Below are 18,598 nucleotides of genomic sequence, written 5' to 3'. Positions count from 1 at the left end.
CCTCTCGCATCGCCGGGGGGGGTGGGTGCCGGCCGGCCGTCGTCGGACCGCCCGGCACCCGGGACGGTCAGCCGTTCACCTCGGCGTACGCCGCGGTGAACTCCTCGATGATCTGGTCGAGGCCCTCGCCGCGGAGGCCCTCGATCGTCGCCTCGAAGTCGGACATCTCGATGGCCCCGGTGATGTACTGGTTGTAGGCGTCGTTGACCTGCTGCTCGATCGTCGACCAGCGGCTGTCGTACGTCTCGGACGTCAGGGACTGCGCCGGGTTGGTGATGACGTAGTCCTCGTTCTCCGCCATCAGCTCGTTGCCCTCGTCCACGTACGGGGTCGCGTTCTTGTACGTGACGACCTTCTCGGACGGCCGCGACGAGCTGAACGGCTGGACCTCCTGCTCCCACGCGGTCTGGTCGGTGATCGTCACCACGCCGTCGGCGTCGACCTCGTAGTGGGTGCCCTCGACGCCGTTGGTCATGAGGCCGTACGCCTCCTCGTCCATGAGCTTGTCGATGAAGCCCAGCACCTTGCGCAGGTCGTCCTCCGTCTCCACCTCGGACTTGGGGATCGCGAGCCAGCCGCCCATGCCGCCGTTGGTGTCCGAGAGGATGCGGCGAGGCACGTCCTCGTAGGTGAGGTCGTTGACCAGCGCCCACTTCATCGGCGTCTCCGGGTCGGCGCTCTCGGCGATGGCCAGGTAGTTCTTCGCCTCGAAGAGGCCGGTGACGACGATGCCACCCTTGCCCTGCGCGATGCCGTCCTGCTGGTTCTGCTTCTGCACGGTGACGAACTCCTGGTTCACGCCGCCGTCCTCGTACACGCCGCGGTACCACTCCATGGCTTCCTTGAACGCGTCTGTGGTGAAGGTCGGCACCACGTCTCCGTCCTCGGTCGCCTCGAACACGCTGCCCGCGCCGAAGTACCCGGTCAGGGAGCGGAAGCCGACCCGGAAGCTCTCCTCGCGGTCGTAGAACCCCGTGGTGTCGTCCTTGCCGTTGCCGTCCGGGTCGTCGTGGGCGAACGCGTGGGCGACCTCGGTGAGGTCCTCGATGGTGTGCGGCACCTCGAGGCCCAGGTTGTCCAGCCAGTCCTGCCGCACGACGACGCCGTAGCGCGCCTTGATCTTCTGGTACGGCACGCCGTACAGCTCGCCGTCGATCCGGGCGGCCTCGAGCGTCTGGGGGTCGATCTTCGACAGGTTGGGAAACTCGGAGAGGTATTCCTCGACGTCCCAGAACATGCCCGAGGTCAGGGACGAGCGCACGGTCGTGCTGTCGATCTGGGTGAGCGAGACGATGTCGGCGAGCGTGCCCGAGGCGAGCGCGGCGTTGATCTTCTCCTCCTTGGAGGCGTCGGGCACCCACTGCATCTCGAACTCGGTCCCCGTGTACTCCTCGAGCGCCGTCTCGATCGTGCCATTCTTCTCCGGCGTCGTCGGGGTGTGCAGCATCGACATCCAGGTCAGCGGAGCGTCGGCGGCACCCCCGTCGCCGTCGCCCGACCCGCCGCCGCACGCGGCGAGCGTGAGTGCCAGCACCGTCGCCGACGCCACTGCCGTTCCGTTCCTTCTTGAGATCATGAGACATCCCTTCCGTGATGTGAGGTCGTCGCCCGTCCGCGGCGTTGCGGGCGGGCGGGTAGAGCTATCGGGCCACCGCGGTTCGCGGCACCGCCGGTTCCGCCTCCTCGTCCGGCGCGTCGTCCGCCTCCTCGTCCAGCGCGTCGTCCGGCGCCAGGCCGCGGAACACGGCGCGGGTGACGAGGCCGACGGCGAACGCCGGGATCCCCACGCCGAACAGCACGAGCAGCGGCAGGGCGAACTGCCACAGCAGCCACCAGGCCGCTCCGACGAGCGTCGCTCCGAGGACCGTCCAGTGGAGCGACCCGAAACCGATCAGCAGCGCTCCGCCGAGCTGGCGCGGGATGGTGGTCAGGTCGGTCGCCACCAGGACCGGGTACACGTAGGCCGTGGTGATCGCGAGCACGACGAGCGCGCCGACGTTGAGGATCTGGAGGTACCAGGTCGATGCGAGAAAGACGTTGGTGACGATCACCGCACCGGCCGCCAGCAGGATCCAGGAGACCAGGATCGATCTGCCGGCCTGCTCGCGGGCGTACTTCCAGAAGACGCGTGCCGGCGGCGGAGTCTCGCCGGCACGCAGCCAGCGGTCCAGGTACTTCGCCAGGGCGTACGACGCCGGTCCGACGCCCACCACGACCAGGCCGCCCACCGTCGTCACCAGCCAGAGCAGGTTGAGGAACGCGACGCGGTACACGCTGGTCAGGAACGTGTTGATCCGTACGAAGCCCTCGAACGAGAACACGGTGCACCACCCTTCACAGCCGGACCGGGCGCATCAGTACACGCCTTCTTCGCCGAAACGCTTGGCCAGCCGGTTGGCCATGACCACGAGCAGGAGGCCGACGAGCCCCTTGAACAGCCCGACGGCAGCCGCGTAGCTGAGCTGCCCGTTCTGGATGCCCGTCGTGTAGACGTAGGTGTCGAAGATCTCGCCCACCTCGCGGTTGAGCGAGTTCATCACCAGGAACATGTGCTCGAAGCCCAGCTCGAGGAAGTCGCCGATGGCCAGGATGAACATGACGATGATCGTGGGCCGGATGGCGGGCAGCGTGATGTGCCAGGACTGGCGCAGCCGGCCCGCTCCGTCGAGCTCCGCGGCCTCGTAGAGCTGGGTGTCCACGGCGGTCATCGCGGCGAGGTACACGATGGTGCCCCAGCCTGCGCCCTTCCAGATCTCCTGGCCGATGTACAGCGGTCGCAGCCATTCGGGATCGGTGAGGAACGGGACCGGCTCCCCACCCGCGTCGACGATGAGGTTGTTGATGCTGCCGCCGTCGGTGGACAGCAGCACGTAGAAGATCGAGGCCACGATGACCCACGACAGGAAGTGGGGCAGGTAGATGACGGACTGGATGCTCCGCTTGAAGTACTTGCCGCGCAGCTCGTTGAGCAGCAGCGCCAGGACGATCGGCACCGGGAAGGCGAAGACCAGCAGCATCAGGGAGATCACCAGTGTGTTGCGCAGCAACATCAGGAACGTGTCCTCGGTGAACAGCCGGACGAAGTGGTCGAGGCCGACCCACGGGCTGCCGCCGATGCCGAGGAACGGCAGGTAGTCCTGGAAGGCGATGACGAGCCCACCCATGGGCGCGTACTTGAACACCAGGAAGTACGCGATGCCCGGCAGCGCCATCAGGTACAGGGTCCGGTGCCGCAAGAACGCGGAGCCCCGCGGCCGGCGCCCACCTCGCGAGCGCCCCGGGGCCGCCGTCGGTGCCGGCGGACGCGGCACCGACGTGGTCGGCGCGCTCATCTCCGCGACCCCGTCATCGTCACTACCACCATTGGTGTGCCCTTCTGCTCGCCCTCGAGCCGGATCCGGTGAAGACCTCGATGTCAGCAACCGGTTTCTGGGACCGTACCCGACGAGTGCAGGCGCCGCAAGACCCTGTTTTCCTTGAACTTCCGTCAATTCCGGCGGCAGCTACCGCCAACAGGAAACCGGTTGCTAGAGTGGACGGGCCGCAGCAGGAGAAACTTGGGGCGAACCGGTTTCTCGCGTTTCACAAGGGTGTGACGGACGAAAGGCAGGCGATGGTGCTCTACTCGAACCCGGTCCTCGACGCCGACTGGCCGGACCCGGACGCGATTCGCGTCGGTGACGACTTCTGGATGATCGCGTCCAGCTTCAACAGAGCGCCCGGGCTCCCGGTGCTGCACTCCCGGGACCTGGTGAGCTGGACCCACGTCACCAACGCACTGCCGGCGGTCCCGCCCGTCGACCACTACGCGCTCCCCCGCCACGGCTCGGGCGTCTGGGCGCCGAGCCTGCGCCATCACGACGGGCTGTTCGTCATCGTGTACCCCGATCCCGACCACGGGATCTACGTGCTCACGGCCGCGGACCCCCGCGGGCCGTGGTCGGAGCCCTGGTGCCTGCTGCCGGGCCGTGGCCTGATCGACCCGTGCCCGCTGTGGGACGACGACGGCCGGGCCTACCTCGTGCACGGCTGGGCCGGCAGCCGCGCCGGAATCAAGAACCGGCTGACCGTCGTCGAGGTCGACCCGGACCTGCGGCGGGTCGTCGGCGACCCGCGCACCGTCGTCGACGGCGACGAGCTGCCCGGGTTCCGCACCCTCGAAGGCCCGAAGCTCTACCGGCGCGACGGCTGGTACTGGATCTTCGCTCCGGCCGGTGGCGTGGCGACGGGCTGGCAGACCGTCTTCCGGTCCCGCTCCGTGTGGGGTCCGTACGACCACCGCGTGGTGCTGGAGCAGGACACGTCGAGCGTCAACGGCCCGCACCAGGGCGCCTGGGTGGACGCGCCGGACGGATCGGACTGGTTCCTGCACTTTCAGGACCGCGGCGTCTTCGGCCGCGTCGTGCACCTCCAGCCGATGCGCTGGGCGGACGGGTGGCCACAGATCGGTGAGCCGCTGGGGCAGGGCCGGGGCAGACCCGTGCTCGAGCACCCTCGGCCGGTCCCGGCGGTCGGCGACGGCCAGCAGGAACCGGTCCGCAGCGACGACTTCACGTCTCCGGGGCCGGCCGCCCGCTGGCACTGGCAGGCCAACCCCCTGCCCGACTGGTCGGCGGCGACCGGGGACGGGACGCTCCGGCTGCGGGCGCAGGTGACCACCCGCGGTGACCTGCGCGAACAGGGGGCGGTGCTCTGCCAGCAGCTCCCTGGCCGGCCGAGCACATGGACCACGCGTGTACGCCTCCAGGGCGACGCGGCGGGGACGCGGTGCGGGATGGTGCTGCTCGGGCGCGAGTACGCCTGGCTCGGGCTCGTCCGCACGCCGACCGGTGTCGACGTCGCCCTGCGCCGCAGCGGCGGGGGCACGGAGGACACGCTCGCGCAGCTCCCGGCACCGGGCGACGCCCTCGACCTCCGGCTCACCGTCGACGACGAGGGTTCGGCCACCTTCGCCTGGCGCACCGACGACACGGAGCCGTGGCACGACCTTCCGACCGCGTGGGCGGCGGTCGAGGGACGATGGATCGGTGCGGAGGTAGGACTCTTCGCCACCGGCATGCCGGGCACACCTCTCGACGAGCGCGGCGACGCGGTGTTCGGCCCGGTCCGGGTCACGGTCGCCGGAAAGGAAGCATGATGGCGCGGGCCGCGAAGAACGGGACCACGATCGCCCAGGTGGCAGCTGCCGCGGGAGTGTCGCGGGCAACCGTCTCACGTGTCATGAACGGCCGGTCGACCGTCGCGGCGGACATGGCCGAGCGGGTGCGGGCGGCGGCCGCCGACCTGCAGTACCACCCCAGCACGACGGCGCGCGGCCTCTCTCTCGGGCGCACGAACACGGTGGCGCTCGTCGTCCCGGACCTCGGCAACCCGATGTTCCAGCAGATCCTGCGCGGTGCGGTCGCCGCGGCCGAGCCCTTCGGCTTCCGGTTCCTCGTCGCGGAGACCGCCGAGCACGCCGACGCCGAGGCGGAGACAGCCCTGGAGGCACGGCTGCGCTGCGACGCCCTGATCCTCGCCGCGCCACGCAGCTCCGAGGCTGCGCTGCGTGAGCTGCTCCCCCAGGTCACGCCGGCCGTCCTCATCAACCGCGACGTGCCGGGACTCGACGTGCCGTCCGTCCGCGTCGACTACGGCGCGGGCGTGCACAGCGTCGTCGACCATCTCGTCGCGCTGGGCCACCGCGACCTCGCCTACGTGGCCGGACCACGCGCCAGCGCCTCCCACGCGTTGCGTGCCCGCGCGCTCGAGGAGGCCCGGGAACGCCACAGCAGCCTGCGGGTCACCACCGTGGCCTGCGGGTCGACGGTCGATGACGGCTACCGCGTGGCCGACGAGGTGCTCGCGACCGAGGCGACCGGGGTGGTGGCGTTCAACGACCTCGTCGCGTTCGGGCTGCTCGCCCGGCTCAACGAGACCGGTGTCGACGTTCCGGGGGACATCTCGATCGCGGGCTTCGACGACATCGAGCTCGCGCGCTACGGTACCCCCTCCCTGACGACAGCCGCCGTGCCGCAGGCCGAGCTCGGTGGGCGCGCCTGGGGACTCCTGCACCAGCTCGTCGCCGACCAGGCCGCCACGCCGGGTGCCGGACGGCCGGCCCCGGCCGCGAGCCCGCTCGTCATGCCGGGTCTCGTCGTCCGGTCCAGCACCGGGCCGGTCCCGCCGGCACGACGGCTCGCCGTACCGTCGTCGGACCGGGCCGGCCGGGTGCGGACCTCGGATCCCGGCGTGCGTGCCAGGTGGTCCGCGACGAACGACGGCTGGGCCCTGACCACGGGCGAGCAGCCGTTGGCCCGGTACGCGAGCGGGGACGCCATGCCCGCAGTGCACAGCCCGCGCCCGCACCTGCACCCGCTCCACTCGCTGGGCGGCGTGGCGATGACGCAGACGACGCCGATCGACCACCGGCACCACTACGGGGTCTCGATGGCGGTGCCCGACGTGAACGGCACCACCTACTGGGGCGGCCGCACGTTCGTCCGTGGCCAAGGGCCCACGCTGCTCTCCAACCAGGGCCGGCAGCACGCGGACTTCACCGAGGCCCTCGAGGGCGGTGCGACGCTGTCGAGCCAGGTGCGCTGGACCGACGAACGCGGGCACGATCAGGTCGTCGAGCACCGCCGCCTCACTGGCCTGCTGCTCCCGGAGGTCGAGGCCTGGTCGCTCGGCTGGTCGAGCCGCCTGCACGCGCAGGGTTCGGACGTGGTGATCGGCAGCCCGGCGACCAACGGCCGGCCCGGGGCCGGCTACGGCGGGCTCTTCTGGCGCCTCCCGTTCGCCGACGAGGCCACCGTGCTCACCGCGGACGGCGATTCCGAGGCGCACGCGCACGGATCGCGCTCGCCGTGGATCGCGGTCGTGCGCCGGCACGGTGAGGCGTGGACCACGCTCCTGCTCGTCCAGCCCGGCGACGTCGACCCCTGGTTCGTACGGGTCGCCGACTACGTCGGGGCCGGTCCGGCGCTCGCCTGGGACGCGACACGGCGCATCGCCGCCGGGTCGTCGCTCGACGTCGAGCTGGTCGCCGTGGTCGTCGACCGGCGGCTCGACACGGTCGACGCCGCCGACCTGACCGAGTTCGCCGTGGCCCGGGTGCGGGCGGCCGGAGGTACGTCACGGCTCGGCCCTCCTCAGGCCTCCGTCTGCCCCCCGCGCGTGTAGCGCAGGTGGCGGTAGCGGAGGCCCGACGACGACGTCGTCCACCCCGTCGCTTCGGCGACCGTCCACTCGGGGCCGATCTGAGGGGCGAACACGTCGCCCTCGACCTCCGTGTTGATCTCGGTCACCACCAGCACGTCGGCGACCGGGAGCGCCTCGCTGTAGACCTGGGAGCCGCCGATGACCCACACCTCGTCCCCGCCGGGCGCCTTCGCGGCCGTGTCGAGCGCCTCGGCGAGCGTCCCCGCCGGCACGGCTGCCGTGTCCGGCACACCGAACGGACCCCGCGAGGACACGACGACGTTGGTGCGGCCGGGCAGCGGGCGCTTGGGCAGCGACTCCCAGGTGAGCCGTCCCATCACCACGGGATGACCGGCCGTGGTCCGCTTGAAGTGGGCGAAGTCCTCGGGGACGCGCCACGGGATGTCGCCCCCCGCGCCGATGACCGGTCGTCCGGCGCCGTCGCGTGCCTGTGCCCAGATGAGTCCGATCATCAGACGGCGATCGGGGCCTTGATGGCGGGGTGCGAGACGTACCCGAGCACCTCGATGTCCTCGAACTCGTAGTCGAAGATCGACTCCCGCGGGGCGAGCCGCAACGAGGGGTACGGGTACGGGTCGCGCGCGAGCTGCGTCTCGACCTGCTCCACGTGGTTGTCGTAGATGTGGCAGTCCCCGCCGGTCCACACGAACTCACCGAGCGCGAGCCCGGTCTGCGCGGCCACCATCTGCGTGAGCAGCGCGTAGGAGGCGATGTTGAACGGCACGCCGAGGAACAGGTCGGCCGACCGCTGGTAGAGCTGGCAGCTGAGCTTGCCGTCGGCGACGTAGAACTGGAACAGGGCGTGGCACGGCGGCAGCGCCATGTCGTCGACCTCTGCCGGGTTCCACGCCGTCACGACGTGCCGCCGCGAGTCAGGGTTGGTGCGGATCTGCTCGATCACCTTGGCGATCTGGTCGACGTGCCCGCCGTCGGGCGTGGGCCAGGAGCGCCACTGGACGCCGTAGACGGGCCCCAGCTCGCCCGTCTCGTCGGCCCAGTCGTCCCAGATCTTCACGCCGCGCTCCTGCAGCCAGCGCACGTTGGAGTCGCCGCGCAGGAACCACAGCAGCTCGTAGACGACCGACTTGAGGTGCACCTTCTTGGTGGTGACCAGCGGAAAGCCCTGAGCGAGGTCGTACCGGATCTGCCGCCCGAACACGCTGCGCGTCCCCGTGCCGGTCCGGTCGCCCTTGTAGGTTCCGTTCGCCAGCACGTCGCGCAGCAGGTCCTCGTACGGGGTGTCGATCGCGGTCATGCGGCAAGCCTAAGCCTCGCCGCCGACACGGCGCGGGGCGGCCCACGCCGTCAGTCCTGCTGCGACCGCAGCTCCTTGATCCGGGCGCCCCGACGGCGGTACAGCACGCTCATCGTCACGATCGTCAGCGCCACGATGCCGCCGATCACCGCGCCCCACGCGGTCCCGCCGCGGAACGCCGGCCCGTCGACGTCGAGGATCCGCTCGCCGGCGTGCGCCGCCGCCGAGGTGCCGAGCACGATCCCGAGCGTCAGCAGGTTCGGCACGGCGAGCAGCACCGCGAGGACCAGGAACGCGCTGCGCACCTGCCAGGACCTCCGCGTCATGACCGCCTGGGCCAGGAGCAGCACGGGGACCACCGTGAACACCGCACCGACCAGCAGTCCCCACCACGCGCCGGCGGCGAACGAGCCGTCCACCGCGTTGCCGATCACCTGCGCCCACCAACGGGGCAGGAAGGCGTCGAGGAACAGGTAGATCAGCCACACGGCCACGATCACCGCGACCACGCCGACCAGACGCTTCACGACGTCGCGCCAGTTCGGCCTCCACCGGGCAGGACCCGACGTCGGACCGGTCGACGTCGGGCCGGTCGCCTCCGGCTTGTCGCTCGGGTTCTGCGCCATGAGCACGATCGTTGCAGCGCGCGGCCCCCTGTGCGCGGTGAACGGGAACGTCGCGGGCCTCGTTCGCGTTGTGCACTAGTCCGACCGACCGGGATGCGTTGGACCTCACTCCGTGACCGTGTCGGTGACCAGTGGAAGGATGATCCTCATGACGGAGCAGACCACCACCCCGGGCGCCACCGGCGCCGACAGCACGGCGACCCCTTCGCCCACCGACCCGCTCTGGGTGGAGCGCAACGGCACCCGCACCTACACGGGCTTCTCGGCCCGCGGTGCCCGGGTCGACATCGGTCCGGTCGAGGCCGGCGCCGTGTTCACGCCGGGCGAGCTGCTCAAGATCGCGCTCGCCGCGTGCGCCGGGATGAGCAGCGACAAGGCGTTCGCGCGCCGGCTGGGCGACGACTACCGGACGACCATCCGGGTCGAGGACCCGAAGGACGTCGCCGACGACCGGTACCCGGTCCTGACGGAGAAGTTCGAGATCGACCTGTCCACCCTCGACGACGAGGACCGGGCGAAGCTCCTCACGATCGCGCAGCGGTCGATCGACAAGGCCTGCACGGTGGGGCGCACGCTCAAGGCAGGAGCCCAGATCCCGGACGCGCAGTTCGAGCAGCCGACGGAGGGCTGACATGGCGGATGAAAAGCAGAAGCTGACGGCGGCGGAGGCCAACGGCCGGTCGGCTGCGGGCGACGCCGTCCTCAAGCCGGACAACTCGGTGGAGGTCACGCCGGCGGACTGGCTCCACTACAAGCCGCAGAGCCCGCTCGACCACCTGGTCGGCCGGGCGGTGACCATCCCGTCGGCGACCATCCACAAGCATGTGGACAAGGTGCGGGCGCGCAACCCCGGCGCGTCCCCGGCCGAGGTCATCAAGCTCCTGGAGAAGGAGTACCTGCGGGTCATCCAGACCACGGGCAGTGCCGTCGGCGCGGCGGCGGCGATCCCGGCCGTCGGCACCGCAGCCAGCGTCGCACTGTCCACGAGCGACGTGGCGACGTTCTTCGCCTCGTCGGCGGCGTTCTCGCTCGCGGTGGCCGACGTGCACGGCATCGAGGTCGAGGACGTCCCGCGACGCCGGGCGCTGCTCCTGGCGACCGTCCTCGGCGACAAGGGCGCGCAGGACGTCGAGAACGCCATCGGCGGTTCCGGCGTCGCGTGGGGCAAGGTGCTGCTCACGAGCATGCCGCGCACCACGCTGCACCGGGTGAACAAGGCGCTCACGCACCGGTTCATCCAGAAGCAGATCGCCAAGCAGGGCAGCCTGATGCTCGGCCGCATCCTGCCGTTCGGTGTCGGTGCGGTCGTGGGCTGGGTCGGCGCGCGCGCCCTCGGCCACACGGTGATCGCTCAGTCCCGCATCGCCTTCGGCACCCCACCGGAGCGGTTCCCCCGCGTCATCGAGCAGAAGCAGAAGTAGCCCGGCCGGGCGTGCCGTGCTCTGGCACGACGTGCCGTTCGGCGGCCGCCAGGCGGCTGAGCAGCGGATATCGCACACCTGCTCGGCGGGATCCGAAGTCCCGACCTAGGCTGCAGATCATGGCGGACACGACGCACGGCGCACTCGCCCCGACGTACCACCCACTGCCGATCATGATCGCGCGGGCGCACGGTACGCATGTGTGGGACACGGACGGCAACGAGTTCCTCGACTTCCTGTCGGGGTACTCGGCCCTGAACTTCGGGCACCTGCACCAAGGCCTGGTGGCGGCGGCGATGACGCAGCTGCGCCAGGTCACCCTCACCTCGCGCGCGTTCGACCATGACCGGCTGGAGGAGTTCGCGCAGCGGCTCGTCGAGGTGGTCGGGCCGCTGACCACCGGCGGCGAGGACAGCGTCGTGGTGCCGATGAACACCGGCGCGGAAGCCGTGGAGACGGCGATCAAGGCGGTCCGCAAGTGGGGGTACGACGTCCGCGGCGTACCCGAGGACGAGGCGACAGTGATCGTCGCCGACGGGAACTTCCACGGCCGCACCACCACGCTCGTCGGCCTCTCGGACAACCCGACCACGCGGGACGGGTTCGGCCCGTTCGCCCCCGGGTTCCGGCGGGTCCCCTTCGGCGACCTCGACGCGGTCGCCGAGGCCGTGGACGACACCACGGTCGCGGTCCTGATGGAGCCGGTGCAGGGCGAGGCCGGCGTGCTGGTGCCTCCGGACGAGTTCTGGCCCGGGCTGCGCGAGCTCACCACCACGCAGGACATCGCCCTGGTCGCCGACGAGATCCAGTCCGGGCTGGGCCGCACCGGCACCACGCTCGCGTGCGAGCTCTGGGACGTGCGGCCCGACCTGGCCTGCCTCGGCAAGGCACTGGGCGGCGGGATAGTCCCCGTGTCGGCGGTGGTCGGCAAGCCCGAGATCCTCGGCGTCCTGACGCCGGGAACGCACGGCTCGACGTTCGGCGGCAACCCGCTGGCGTGCGCGGTCGGTATCGCCGCGCTCGACCTGCTCTCGACGGGGCAGTACCAGGCGCGAGCCGCGGAGTCGGGCAAGGTGCTCAGGGAGCGGCTCGACGCACTCGTCGGGCGGGAGCTGCTGACCGAGGCCCGCACCGTGGGCCTGTGGGCTGGCATCGATCTGGCCCCTGAGCTCGGCACCGGGAGGGAGCTGTGCGAGGCGCTGCTCGAACGCGGCGTGCTCGCGAAGGACACCCGCACCGGAGCCGTCCGCCTGTCGCCGCCCCTGTCGATCGTCCAGCCCGAGCTGGAGATGGCGCTGGACATCCTCGAGGAGTCCCTGGTGGCGCTGCGCGACGCCGATCCCGGCGAGACCGGCGAGACAGCCGACACGGGCGAGACGGCCGACACGGCCGGGACGGGCAAGATCGCGGACCGCACCACCGCCGGCGACCAGGACGAGCGCTCCGAACTGTCACCGAGCGCCGGCTGAGCGTAGGCTCCCAGGGGTGACCACTACGACGTCGTCCCACACCACCGCAACGCTCCCGGCCCTCCACGAGCTGCAGCAGGCCTACGCAGACCTTCAGGCCAAGGGCCTGAAGCTGGACCTCACGCGCGGCAAGCCGTCGGCCGAGCAGCTCGACCTCGCCGAGCCCCTGCTCGCCCTGCCCGGGATCGGTGTGCACGCCGACGACACGGGCACGGACGCGCGCAACTACGGCGGGCTGGACGGCGGGCTCGCGGTCCGCCGCATCTTCGCCGAGCTGCTCGACGTACCGGTGGAGCAGCTTCTCGCGGGAGGCAACGCGTCGCTCACGCTCATGCACGATGTCGTCACGTTCGCCGAGCTGTTCGGCTTCCCCGAGTCGCCGAAGCCGTGGGCGCGCGAGGAGAAGGTGCGCTGGATCTGCCCCGTCCCGGGGTACGACCGGCACTTCACCGTGTGCGAGGCCCTCGGCATCGAGATGATCCCCGTGCCCATGACGCCGGACGGTCCGGACGCCGACGCCGTGGCCGAGCTCGTCGCGTCGGACCCCACCATCAAGGGCATGTGGGTGGTCCCCACCTACTCGAACCCGGACGGCGCGGTCATCAGCGACGCCGTCGCCCGTGCTCTGGTCTCGATGCCGACCGCCGCCCCGGACTTCCGCATCCTGTGGGACAACGCGTACGCGGTGCACCACCTGACCGACGACGAGGTGACGAGCCCCGACGCCATCGCGCTGGCTGCCGAGGCAGGCCACCCGGACCGGGTGCTCCTCTTCGCGTCCACCTCGAAGATCACGTTCGCAGGCGCGGGTGTCGCGTTCCTCGGAGGCTCGCCGGCCAACATCGCCTGGTACAAGAAGCACCTGTCGGTGGCGTCGATCGGCCCGGACAAGCTCAACCACCTGCGGCACGCGATGTTCTTCGGCTCGGCCGACGGCGTGCGGGAGCACATGCGCAAGCACCGCGAGATCCTGGCGCCCAAGTTCGAGGCCGTGGTGCAGATCCTGACCGAGCGCCTCGGCGGGTACGACGTCGCGTCGTGGAACGAGCCCAAGGGCGGCTACTTCGTGTCGCTCGACGTGGCACCGGGTACGGCCTCGCGCGTGGTGCAGCTGGCCAAGGAGGCGGGGATCGCCCTCACGCCGGCGGGCGCCACCTACCCGTACGGCAAGGACCCCGAGAACAAGAACGTCCGCCTCGCGCCCTCGATGCCCCCGCTGGACGAGGTGCGCACGGCGATGGACGGCGTGGCCACCTGCGTGCTGCTGGCGGCCGCAGAGGCCGCCCACGTCGACTGACCTGTCAGCACCGCCCCGATGTGTCAGACCCTCAGGTCACTCCGGTGACCTGAGGGTCTGACACGTTCGAGGGCGCCTGACCGGTCAGTCGTTGCAGTGCTTGTTGACCACGAACACCGGGCACGCCGAGTGGTGGAGCACGGCCTGGCTCGTGGAGCCCAGCAGCAGCCCGCGGAACCCGCCGCGGCCACGCGAGCCCACCACCACCAGGTCGGACGCCGTGGAGAACTCCGTCAGCAGCTCGGCGCCCGTACCGTCCAGCACGATCCGCCGGATCCGCAGGCCGGGGTTCTCCGCCTCGTACCGGTCGACCAGCACGTCCATGCCCACCGCGATGTCGGCCAGCACCTGCTCACGGTCGATCGTGGACGGCAGCCACGCCAGCATGCCGGTGTTCCCCACGGGTACGCCGGTCACCGCCGTCAGCTCCGCGCCCCATGCGTTGGCCTGCACGATCGCGTGCTGCAGCGCACGCTCCGCCTGCGGCGACCCGTCCACGCCGACGACGATGCGGCGCACCTCCCGGATCTCGGCAGCGCCGGGCGCGACGGCGGTCGGTGTCTCTGCCGCACCGCCGGCAGCAGTGCCCGGCACGCTCCAGGAGACGCCTCGGTTGGCCTCCGCACGCAGCGGGACCACGACGACCGGGCACTGGGCGTGCGCGGGTAGCGCGGACGACACCGTGCCCAGGAGCCGCTCCGTGAATCCACCCCTGCCGCGCGTCCCGACGACGGCGAGCCCGTAGTCGGCGGACAGCTCCACGAGCACACCCGCCGCGTCGCCGGTGGCGACCTCGGTGGTGGCACGCACCCCGGCGTCGGCCACGCGGGCCTCGGCCTCGGCGAGCACCGACTTGGCGCCCTCCTGGATGGTCGTGTCGTCGAGGGCGGCGTACCCGCCGTCGAGCGAAGCGGCCGTGAACGACGGCAGGGAATAGCTGCACACGATGTGCAGCGACCAACCCACACGATGTGCGTAGGCGGTCGCCCAGTCGAGCGCATGCAGACTAGCGGCCGATCCGTCCACCCCGACCAGTACGACCTCGGATCGCGTCATCGCCAGACCTTTCTTCGCCCAAGCACCATTGCACTCCCAACGCTACCGGCGGCGGGCACGTTGTGGGTATCCGGAGGCATGACGACTGCAGAACGATGGCACGACAGAGCGCCTGCCCGATGGTCCGGACAGGCGCTCTGGCTGGTGGTCGTGCGCGGCTGGGGTCAGCCCATGCGGATGAACGTGGGGTTCGACTGCCAGATGGTGCGGAAGTCGACCACGGTGCCCGGCTTGGACGCGTCGATCATGGTGTTGCCACCGGCGTAGATCGAGACGTGCCCGGGGGTCCACATCAGGTCGCCCGGCTGCGCCTCGGACGCCGGCACCTGGGTGCCGTAGCTGGGCTGCGAACCCGACGAGTGCGGCAGCGGGATGCCCAGCTGGCCGTAGACGTACGCGGTGAAGCCGGAGCAGTCGAACCCGCTCGGCGAGGAACCGCCGGAGACGTACGGGACGCCGACGTAGCGGCTCGCGACGGAGATCACGGAGTTGCCGATCGCCGACGCGGGCACGTCCACGGACGCGGCCGTCGTGGTGGCAGCGGCCTCGGCAGCCTCAGCGGCCTCGGCGGCAGCAGCCTCGGCGGCCTCCGCAGCCTCGGCGGCGGCGAGCTCTGCCTGGTAGTCCTCGTTCTCGGCGGCGGAGACCACGGAGACCGCGGCCTTCTCCACGTTGAGCTCGGCGTCGGGTGCGACGGTCACGACCGGGGCGTTGGTCAGCGCCTGGCGGGCCTGCGACGTCAGTGCGTTGAGGTCAACCGAGTTCATCTTCGCGTGGCCGGCCTCGACGGGCGCGGCCTGTGCGGCCATCGCGCCACCGAAGGTCGAGACGAGAAGCGCGCCACCCGCGGCGGCGACGGCGGTACGGCGGCCGACCGCGGCGTTCTGGGCGAGTTCGGTGAGCGGAGTTACTGGTCGTCGCGCAGCCCGATGACGAGCGCGAGTCGTACGTGCAGTCACGTATTACCTCTCCTTGTACGCCTTCGAGGTCAGCTGTCGGGTTCGGGTGGGAGAAATCACCCGGCCGTGCAATCCCGAAGGAGTGCCCGGCTTCACCCCGAGGACGCACCCTGGCGCCCGTTGGTGGGTCCCCCGCCTCTGTCATGCGGTCGTATTGGACCCCGGCCGGTGACAGAGTTCGGCGTCCGTCCGAGGACCCCCACGAACAACTCCGCGGGAGCGGTCTGAACGTACCGGACCTCACCCTCAATGTCACGTTCCGGCAACGAATGCCATGACGTGTCGTACCTTGGGTGGCAGGTTTCCGACAAACCGGACGGTTCGGAACCGACTCAGGTGGTCGGCGAACCGGCTCAGGCGGTCGCGACGAAGAGGTGGCGGGCCAGGTCCTCACCGAGCTCCAGCGCCGTACCCGCGCCGTCGACCGTCACCGTGTAGGTGCCGTCGCTGTGCTCGGCGGTGATGCGCGAGCCGGGCACCAGGCCGGCGTCGGACAAGCGGGCGAGCAGCTCCACGTCGGTCTGCAGCGGCTCCGCGATACGGGTGAGGGACGCCGCGAGCGGCTCACCCCTGACCCCCTTCTTCGCCGCTGCCTCGAACGCCGACGGCAGCGAGATCACACCGCTCAGGAACGGCACGTCGGTATAGGCCTCACCGAGCTCCGACAGGCCCGGGATGGGGTTGCCGTACGGGTCGTGGTGCGGGTGGTCGAGCAGGCCCACCAGGCGCTTCTCCACGAGGTCGCTCATGACGTGCTCCCAGCGGCAGGCCTCGACGTGCACGTGCTCCCAGTCGAGCTTGATGACGTCGGTCAGCAGGCGCTCGGCGAGACGGTGCTTGCGCATCACGCGCATGGCCTTGTCCTGGCCCAGCTCGGTGAGCTCGAGGTGCCGGTCGCCGGTCACGATCACCAGCCCGTCGCGCTCCATGCGCGCGACAGTCTGTGACACCGTCGGTCCGGAATGCCCCAGGCGTTCCGCGATGCGCGCGCGCAGGGGCGTGATGCCCTCCTCGTCGAGCTCGTAGATCGTCTTGAGGTACATCTCGGTGGTGTCGATCAGATCCGTCACGTCAGCTCCCGTCATGCGCACAGCCGCCCAGTCGCCCTGGACACGTGCGGCCCGGGCGTCGGCCCAGGTTCTAGTCTAGTTCTGTGCCACTGACTATCCCGCCACACCTGCTGCCCACCGACGGCCGTTTCGGCTCCGGCCCCTCCAAGGTGCGCCCGGGACAGGTCGATCATCTCGTGGCGAACGCGCACGTGCTGGGTACGTCACATCGACGGGCGCCGGTGAAGGACCTGGTGCACCGCATTCGTGAGGGTGTCACGGAGCTGCTGGGCGCGCCCGACGGGTACGAGGTGGCGCTCGGCAACGGAGGCGCCACGGCCTTCTGGGACCTCGCCACCCTGTGCCTCGTGGAGCGCAGGGCGCAGCACGCGGCCTTCGGCGAGTTCGGCGGCAAGTTCGCCGCCGCGACGTCGCGAGCCCCGTTCCTCGAGCCCTCCCAGGTGATCGCGGCGGAGCCGGGCACGGTGGCCTACCTCGAGACGGCCGAGGGCGTGGACACCTACGCAACCCCGCACAACGAGACCTCCACGGGGGCGGTCGCCCCGGTGCTCCGGCCGGCCGGGTCCGACGGCGCCATCGTGCTCACGGACGGGACGTCCGGAGCCGGTGCGCTGCCCGTCGACCTCAGCCAGACCGATGCCTACTACTTCGCACCGCAGAAGGTGTTCGCGGCCGACGGCGGACTGTGGCTCGCCGTACTCTCCCCCGCTGCCGTCGAGCGCGCCGCGCGGATCGAGGGCTCGGGACGGTGGGTGCCGGAGTTCCTGTCGCTCACGACGGCCCTCGAGAACTCACGCCAGGACCAGACGCTCAACACGCCCGCCGTCGCGACGCTGCTCCTCCTGGCCGACCAGGTCGAGTGGCTGCTCGACCAGGGCGGGCTCGAGTGGTCGACGAAGCGCAGCGCGGCGTCCGCGGAGATCCTCTACTCCTGGGCAAGGGCCCGGGAGTGGGCGACGCCGTTCGTCGCGCGCCCCGAGGAGCGGTCACCGGTGGTCGGCACCATCGACCTCGCCGCGGAGATCGACGTCGACCGTGTGCTCGCGGACCTGCGCGCCAACGGGGTGCAGGATGTCTTCGCGTACCGGAAGCTCGGGCGCAACCAGCTCCGGGTCGGGATGTACCCGGCCGTCGATCCCGACGACGTCGCAGCGCTCACCGCGTGCGTCGACTACCTCGTCGAAACCGCCTGACCAGCATGATCACGTCCGCAATATCCCTTGGACGGCGGGTTCTGCCTATTGTCCGAGACAGAGGGACTCTGTAACGTTTCCGCAACAGAGGGAACCATTCGAGGGGCTGTTCAAACACCATGCCAGTGATCGACCACTTCACCTTCGGGATCGTGACGCCTCTGCTGGCGTACGCGATCTCGTGTACCGGCGCGGCGACGGGCCTCGCGTGCACGTCCCGAGCCCGAGCAGCTTCGGGCGGCACGCGCGCGGCGTGGCTCGTGTTCGGCGCCATCGCCCTCGGCGGCACCGGCATCTGGGTGATGCACTTCGTCGCCATGCTGGGGTTCTCCGCTTCCGGTGTGACCATCCGATACGACATTCCCCAGACCCTCCTGAGCGCGGCGATCGCGATCGTCGTGGTGGGAGCGGGCCTGTTCATCACGGAGCTGGGCAAGCGGAAGCTCGCGGCGATGCTCGTCGGCGGTGCCCTCGCGGGCGCCGGCGTCGCGGCCATGCACTACATGGGCATGGAAGCGATGCAGATGTCGGCGCAGGTCGTCTACAACCCGGTCTACGTCGTCGCCTCGATCGTCATCGCGATCGTCGCGGCCACGGCCGCACTGTGGTGCACCGTGCACATCCGCGGCACGCTCGCCACGATCATCGCCACCCTGGTGATGGGACTTGCCGTGACCGGCATGCACTACACCGGCATGGCCGGTGTCACCGTGATCAACCCGATCGACAGCGTCCCCGCCGGCGCCTCGACGATGCAGCTTCTCGTGCCGCTCGTCATGGCGGTGAGCGTCGTGACGTTCCTGCTCATCCTCGGTATCGGCCTCTGGCCCACCGAGGAGGAGCTGCGCACGCAGGCCGAGTTCGAGAACCGGCTCAAGGCGCACAGCGAGCAGGGCCAGCAGTTCGAGAACGTCCGGCAGGACCCGCAGCCGGGGCCCGCACAGTTCGCGCAGACGCATCGCGCGCACTGACTTCCGTCCGGCAGCGATCTCGGAGCGCCCGTCCCCTCGTGGGGCGGGCGCTCCGCTCGTCGGGGGGGGGGGGGGGCG

Annotated in this window: 17 protein-coding genes and 1 riboswitch; of the genes, 8 read left to right on the top strand and 9 right to left on the bottom strand. The window is 70.7% G+C overall.

Annotated elements, in window-relative coordinates; genetic code table 11:
• Nucleotides 1-67: 67 nt before the first annotated feature.
• From ACFSL2_RS20315 to ACFSL2_RS20305, 3 genes are all read right to left on the bottom strand, one after another.
• Nucleotides 68-1,576, bottom strand: coding sequence for an extracellular solute-binding protein (locus tag ACFSL2_RS20315; protein WP_377199574.1), 1,509 nt, complete (start codon nt 1,574-1,576; stop codon nt 68-70).
• A 64-nt stretch (nt 1,577-1,640) separates the two neighbouring features.
• Nucleotides 1,641-2,321: a YesL family protein gene (locus ACFSL2_RS20310; RefSeq protein ID WP_377199573.1), complete on the bottom strand. Its 681-nt coding sequence runs from the start codon at nt 2,319-2,321 to the stop codon at nt 1,641-1,643.
• Nucleotides 2,322-2,354: 33 nt separating this feature from the next.
• The gene (locus tag ACFSL2_RS20305) at nt 2,355-3,332 is read right to left on the bottom strand and encodes an ABC transporter permease (protein WP_377199572.1); all 978 of its coding nucleotides are present in this window, start codon (nt 3,330-3,332) and stop codon (nt 2,355-2,357) included.
• A 260-nt stretch (nt 3,333-3,592) separates the two neighbouring features.
• Between ACFSL2_RS20305 and ACFSL2_RS20300 the strand changes: the two genes are divergently transcribed.
• Both ACFSL2_RS20300 and ACFSL2_RS20295 read left to right on the top strand, forming a co-directional pair.
• Nucleotides 3,593-5,137: a glycoside hydrolase family 43 protein gene (locus tag ACFSL2_RS20300; RefSeq protein ID WP_377199571.1), complete on the top strand. Its 1,545-nt coding sequence runs from the start codon at nt 3,593-3,595 to the stop codon at nt 5,135-5,137.
• Nucleotides 5,137-7,164, top strand: coding sequence for a DUF6807 family protein (locus tag ACFSL2_RS20295; protein WP_377199570.1), 2,028 nt, complete (start codon nt 5,137-5,139; stop codon nt 7,162-7,164). Before ACFSL2_RS20300 ends, ACFSL2_RS20295 begins: the two co-directional genes overlap by 1 nt.
• On the opposite strand, the gene ACFSL2_RS20290 is transcribed toward ACFSL2_RS20295, so the two are convergent.
• Genes ACFSL2_RS20290 through ACFSL2_RS20280 form a run of 3 tightly spaced genes read right to left on the bottom strand, consistent with a single transcriptional unit; the run spans nt 7,134 to nt 9,084 of the window.
• Nucleotides 7,134-7,655 (bottom strand): dihydrofolate reductase, encoded by a 522-nt coding sequence (locus tag ACFSL2_RS20290; protein WP_377199569.1) that lies wholly within the window; start codon nt 7,653-7,655, stop codon nt 7,134-7,136. The genes ACFSL2_RS20295 and ACFSL2_RS20290 overlap by 31 nt on opposite strands.
• Entirely contained in the window at nt 7,655-8,458 is an 804-nt protein-coding gene (locus ACFSL2_RS20285; protein ID WP_377199568.1) for a thymidylate synthase, read from the bottom strand. Before ACFSL2_RS20285 ends, ACFSL2_RS20290 begins: the two co-directional genes overlap by 1 nt.
• A 50-nt stretch (nt 8,459-8,508) precedes the next feature.
• Entirely contained in the window at nt 8,509-9,084 is a 576-nt protein-coding gene (locus tag ACFSL2_RS20280) for a hypothetical protein (protein WP_377199567.1), read from the bottom strand.
• A gap of 148 nt (nt 9,085-9,232) precedes the next feature.
• Between ACFSL2_RS20280 and ACFSL2_RS20275 the strand changes: the two genes are divergently transcribed.
• From ACFSL2_RS20275 to ACFSL2_RS20260, 4 genes are all read left to right on the top strand, one after another.
• Nucleotides 9,233-9,715 carry an OsmC family protein gene (locus ACFSL2_RS20275; protein WP_377199566.1) on the top strand — a complete coding sequence of 161 codons (483 nt, stop codon included), beginning with the start codon at nt 9,233-9,235 and terminating at the stop codon, nt 9,713-9,715.
• A 1-nt stretch (nt 9,716) separates the two neighbouring features.
• The gene (locus tag ACFSL2_RS20270) at nt 9,717-10,505 is read left to right on the top strand and encodes a hypothetical protein (RefSeq protein ID WP_377199565.1); all 789 of its coding nucleotides are present in this window, start codon (nt 9,717-9,719) and stop codon (nt 10,503-10,505) included.
• A 119-nt stretch (nt 10,506-10,624) separates the two neighbouring features.
• Complete coding sequence (gene rocD / locus ACFSL2_RS20265; RefSeq protein ID WP_377199564.1) at nt 10,625-11,974, top strand: ornithine--oxo-acid transaminase; 1,350 nt, start codon at nt 10,625-10,627, stop codon at nt 11,972-11,974.
• A 16-nt stretch (nt 11,975-11,990) separates the two neighbouring features.
• The gene (locus ACFSL2_RS20260) at nt 11,991-13,271 is read left to right on the top strand and encodes an aspartate aminotransferase type Ic (protein ID WP_377199563.1); all 1,281 of its coding nucleotides are present in this window, start codon (nt 11,991-11,993) and stop codon (nt 13,269-13,271) included.
• Nucleotides 13,272-13,355: 84 nt separating this feature from the next.
• Here the strand turns inward: ACFSL2_RS20260 and ACFSL2_RS20255 are convergent, their stop codons facing one another.
• From ACFSL2_RS20255 to ACFSL2_RS20245, 3 genes are all read right to left on the bottom strand, one after another.
• Entirely contained in the window at nt 13,356-14,327 is a 972-nt protein-coding gene (locus ACFSL2_RS20255) for a universal stress protein (protein WP_377199562.1), read from the bottom strand.
• 164 nt (nt 14,328-14,491) lie between these two features.
• Nucleotides 14,492-15,286 (bottom strand): C40 family peptidase, encoded by a 795-nt coding sequence (locus ACFSL2_RS20250; protein WP_377199561.1) that lies wholly within the window; start codon nt 15,284-15,286, stop codon nt 14,492-14,494.
• Between the two features lie 2 nt (nt 15,287-15,288).
• Nucleotides 15,289-15,463, bottom strand: a riboswitch (cyclic di-AMP (ydaO/yuaA leader).
• A gap of 176 nt (nt 15,464-15,639) precedes the next feature.
• Nucleotides 15,640-16,356 (bottom strand): metal-dependent transcriptional regulator, encoded by a 717-nt coding sequence (locus ACFSL2_RS20245; protein ID WP_377199560.1) that lies wholly within the window; start codon nt 16,354-16,356, stop codon nt 15,640-15,642.
• An 83-nt stretch (nt 16,357-16,439) separates the two neighbouring features.
• Between ACFSL2_RS20245 and serC the strand changes: the two genes are divergently transcribed.
• Nucleotides 16,440-17,549, top strand: a complete 1,110-nt coding sequence (gene serC, locus ACFSL2_RS20240) for a phosphoserine transaminase (protein WP_377199559.1) — start codon at nt 16,440-16,442, stop codon at nt 17,547-17,549.
• A gap of 119 nt (nt 17,550-17,668) precedes the next feature.
• Entirely contained in the window at nt 17,669-18,520 is an 852-nt protein-coding gene (locus ACFSL2_RS20235) for an MHYT domain-containing protein (protein ID WP_377199558.1), read from the top strand.
• Nucleotides 18,521-18,598: the final 78 nt, after the last annotated feature.

This window comes from Promicromonospora aerolata (genome assembly GCF_042682255.1).
Taxonomy (GTDB): domain Bacteria; phylum Actinomycetota; class Actinomycetes; order Actinomycetales; family Cellulomonadaceae; genus Promicromonospora; species Promicromonospora aerolata.
This window is presented reverse-complemented; position numbering and strand designations above follow the sequence as displayed.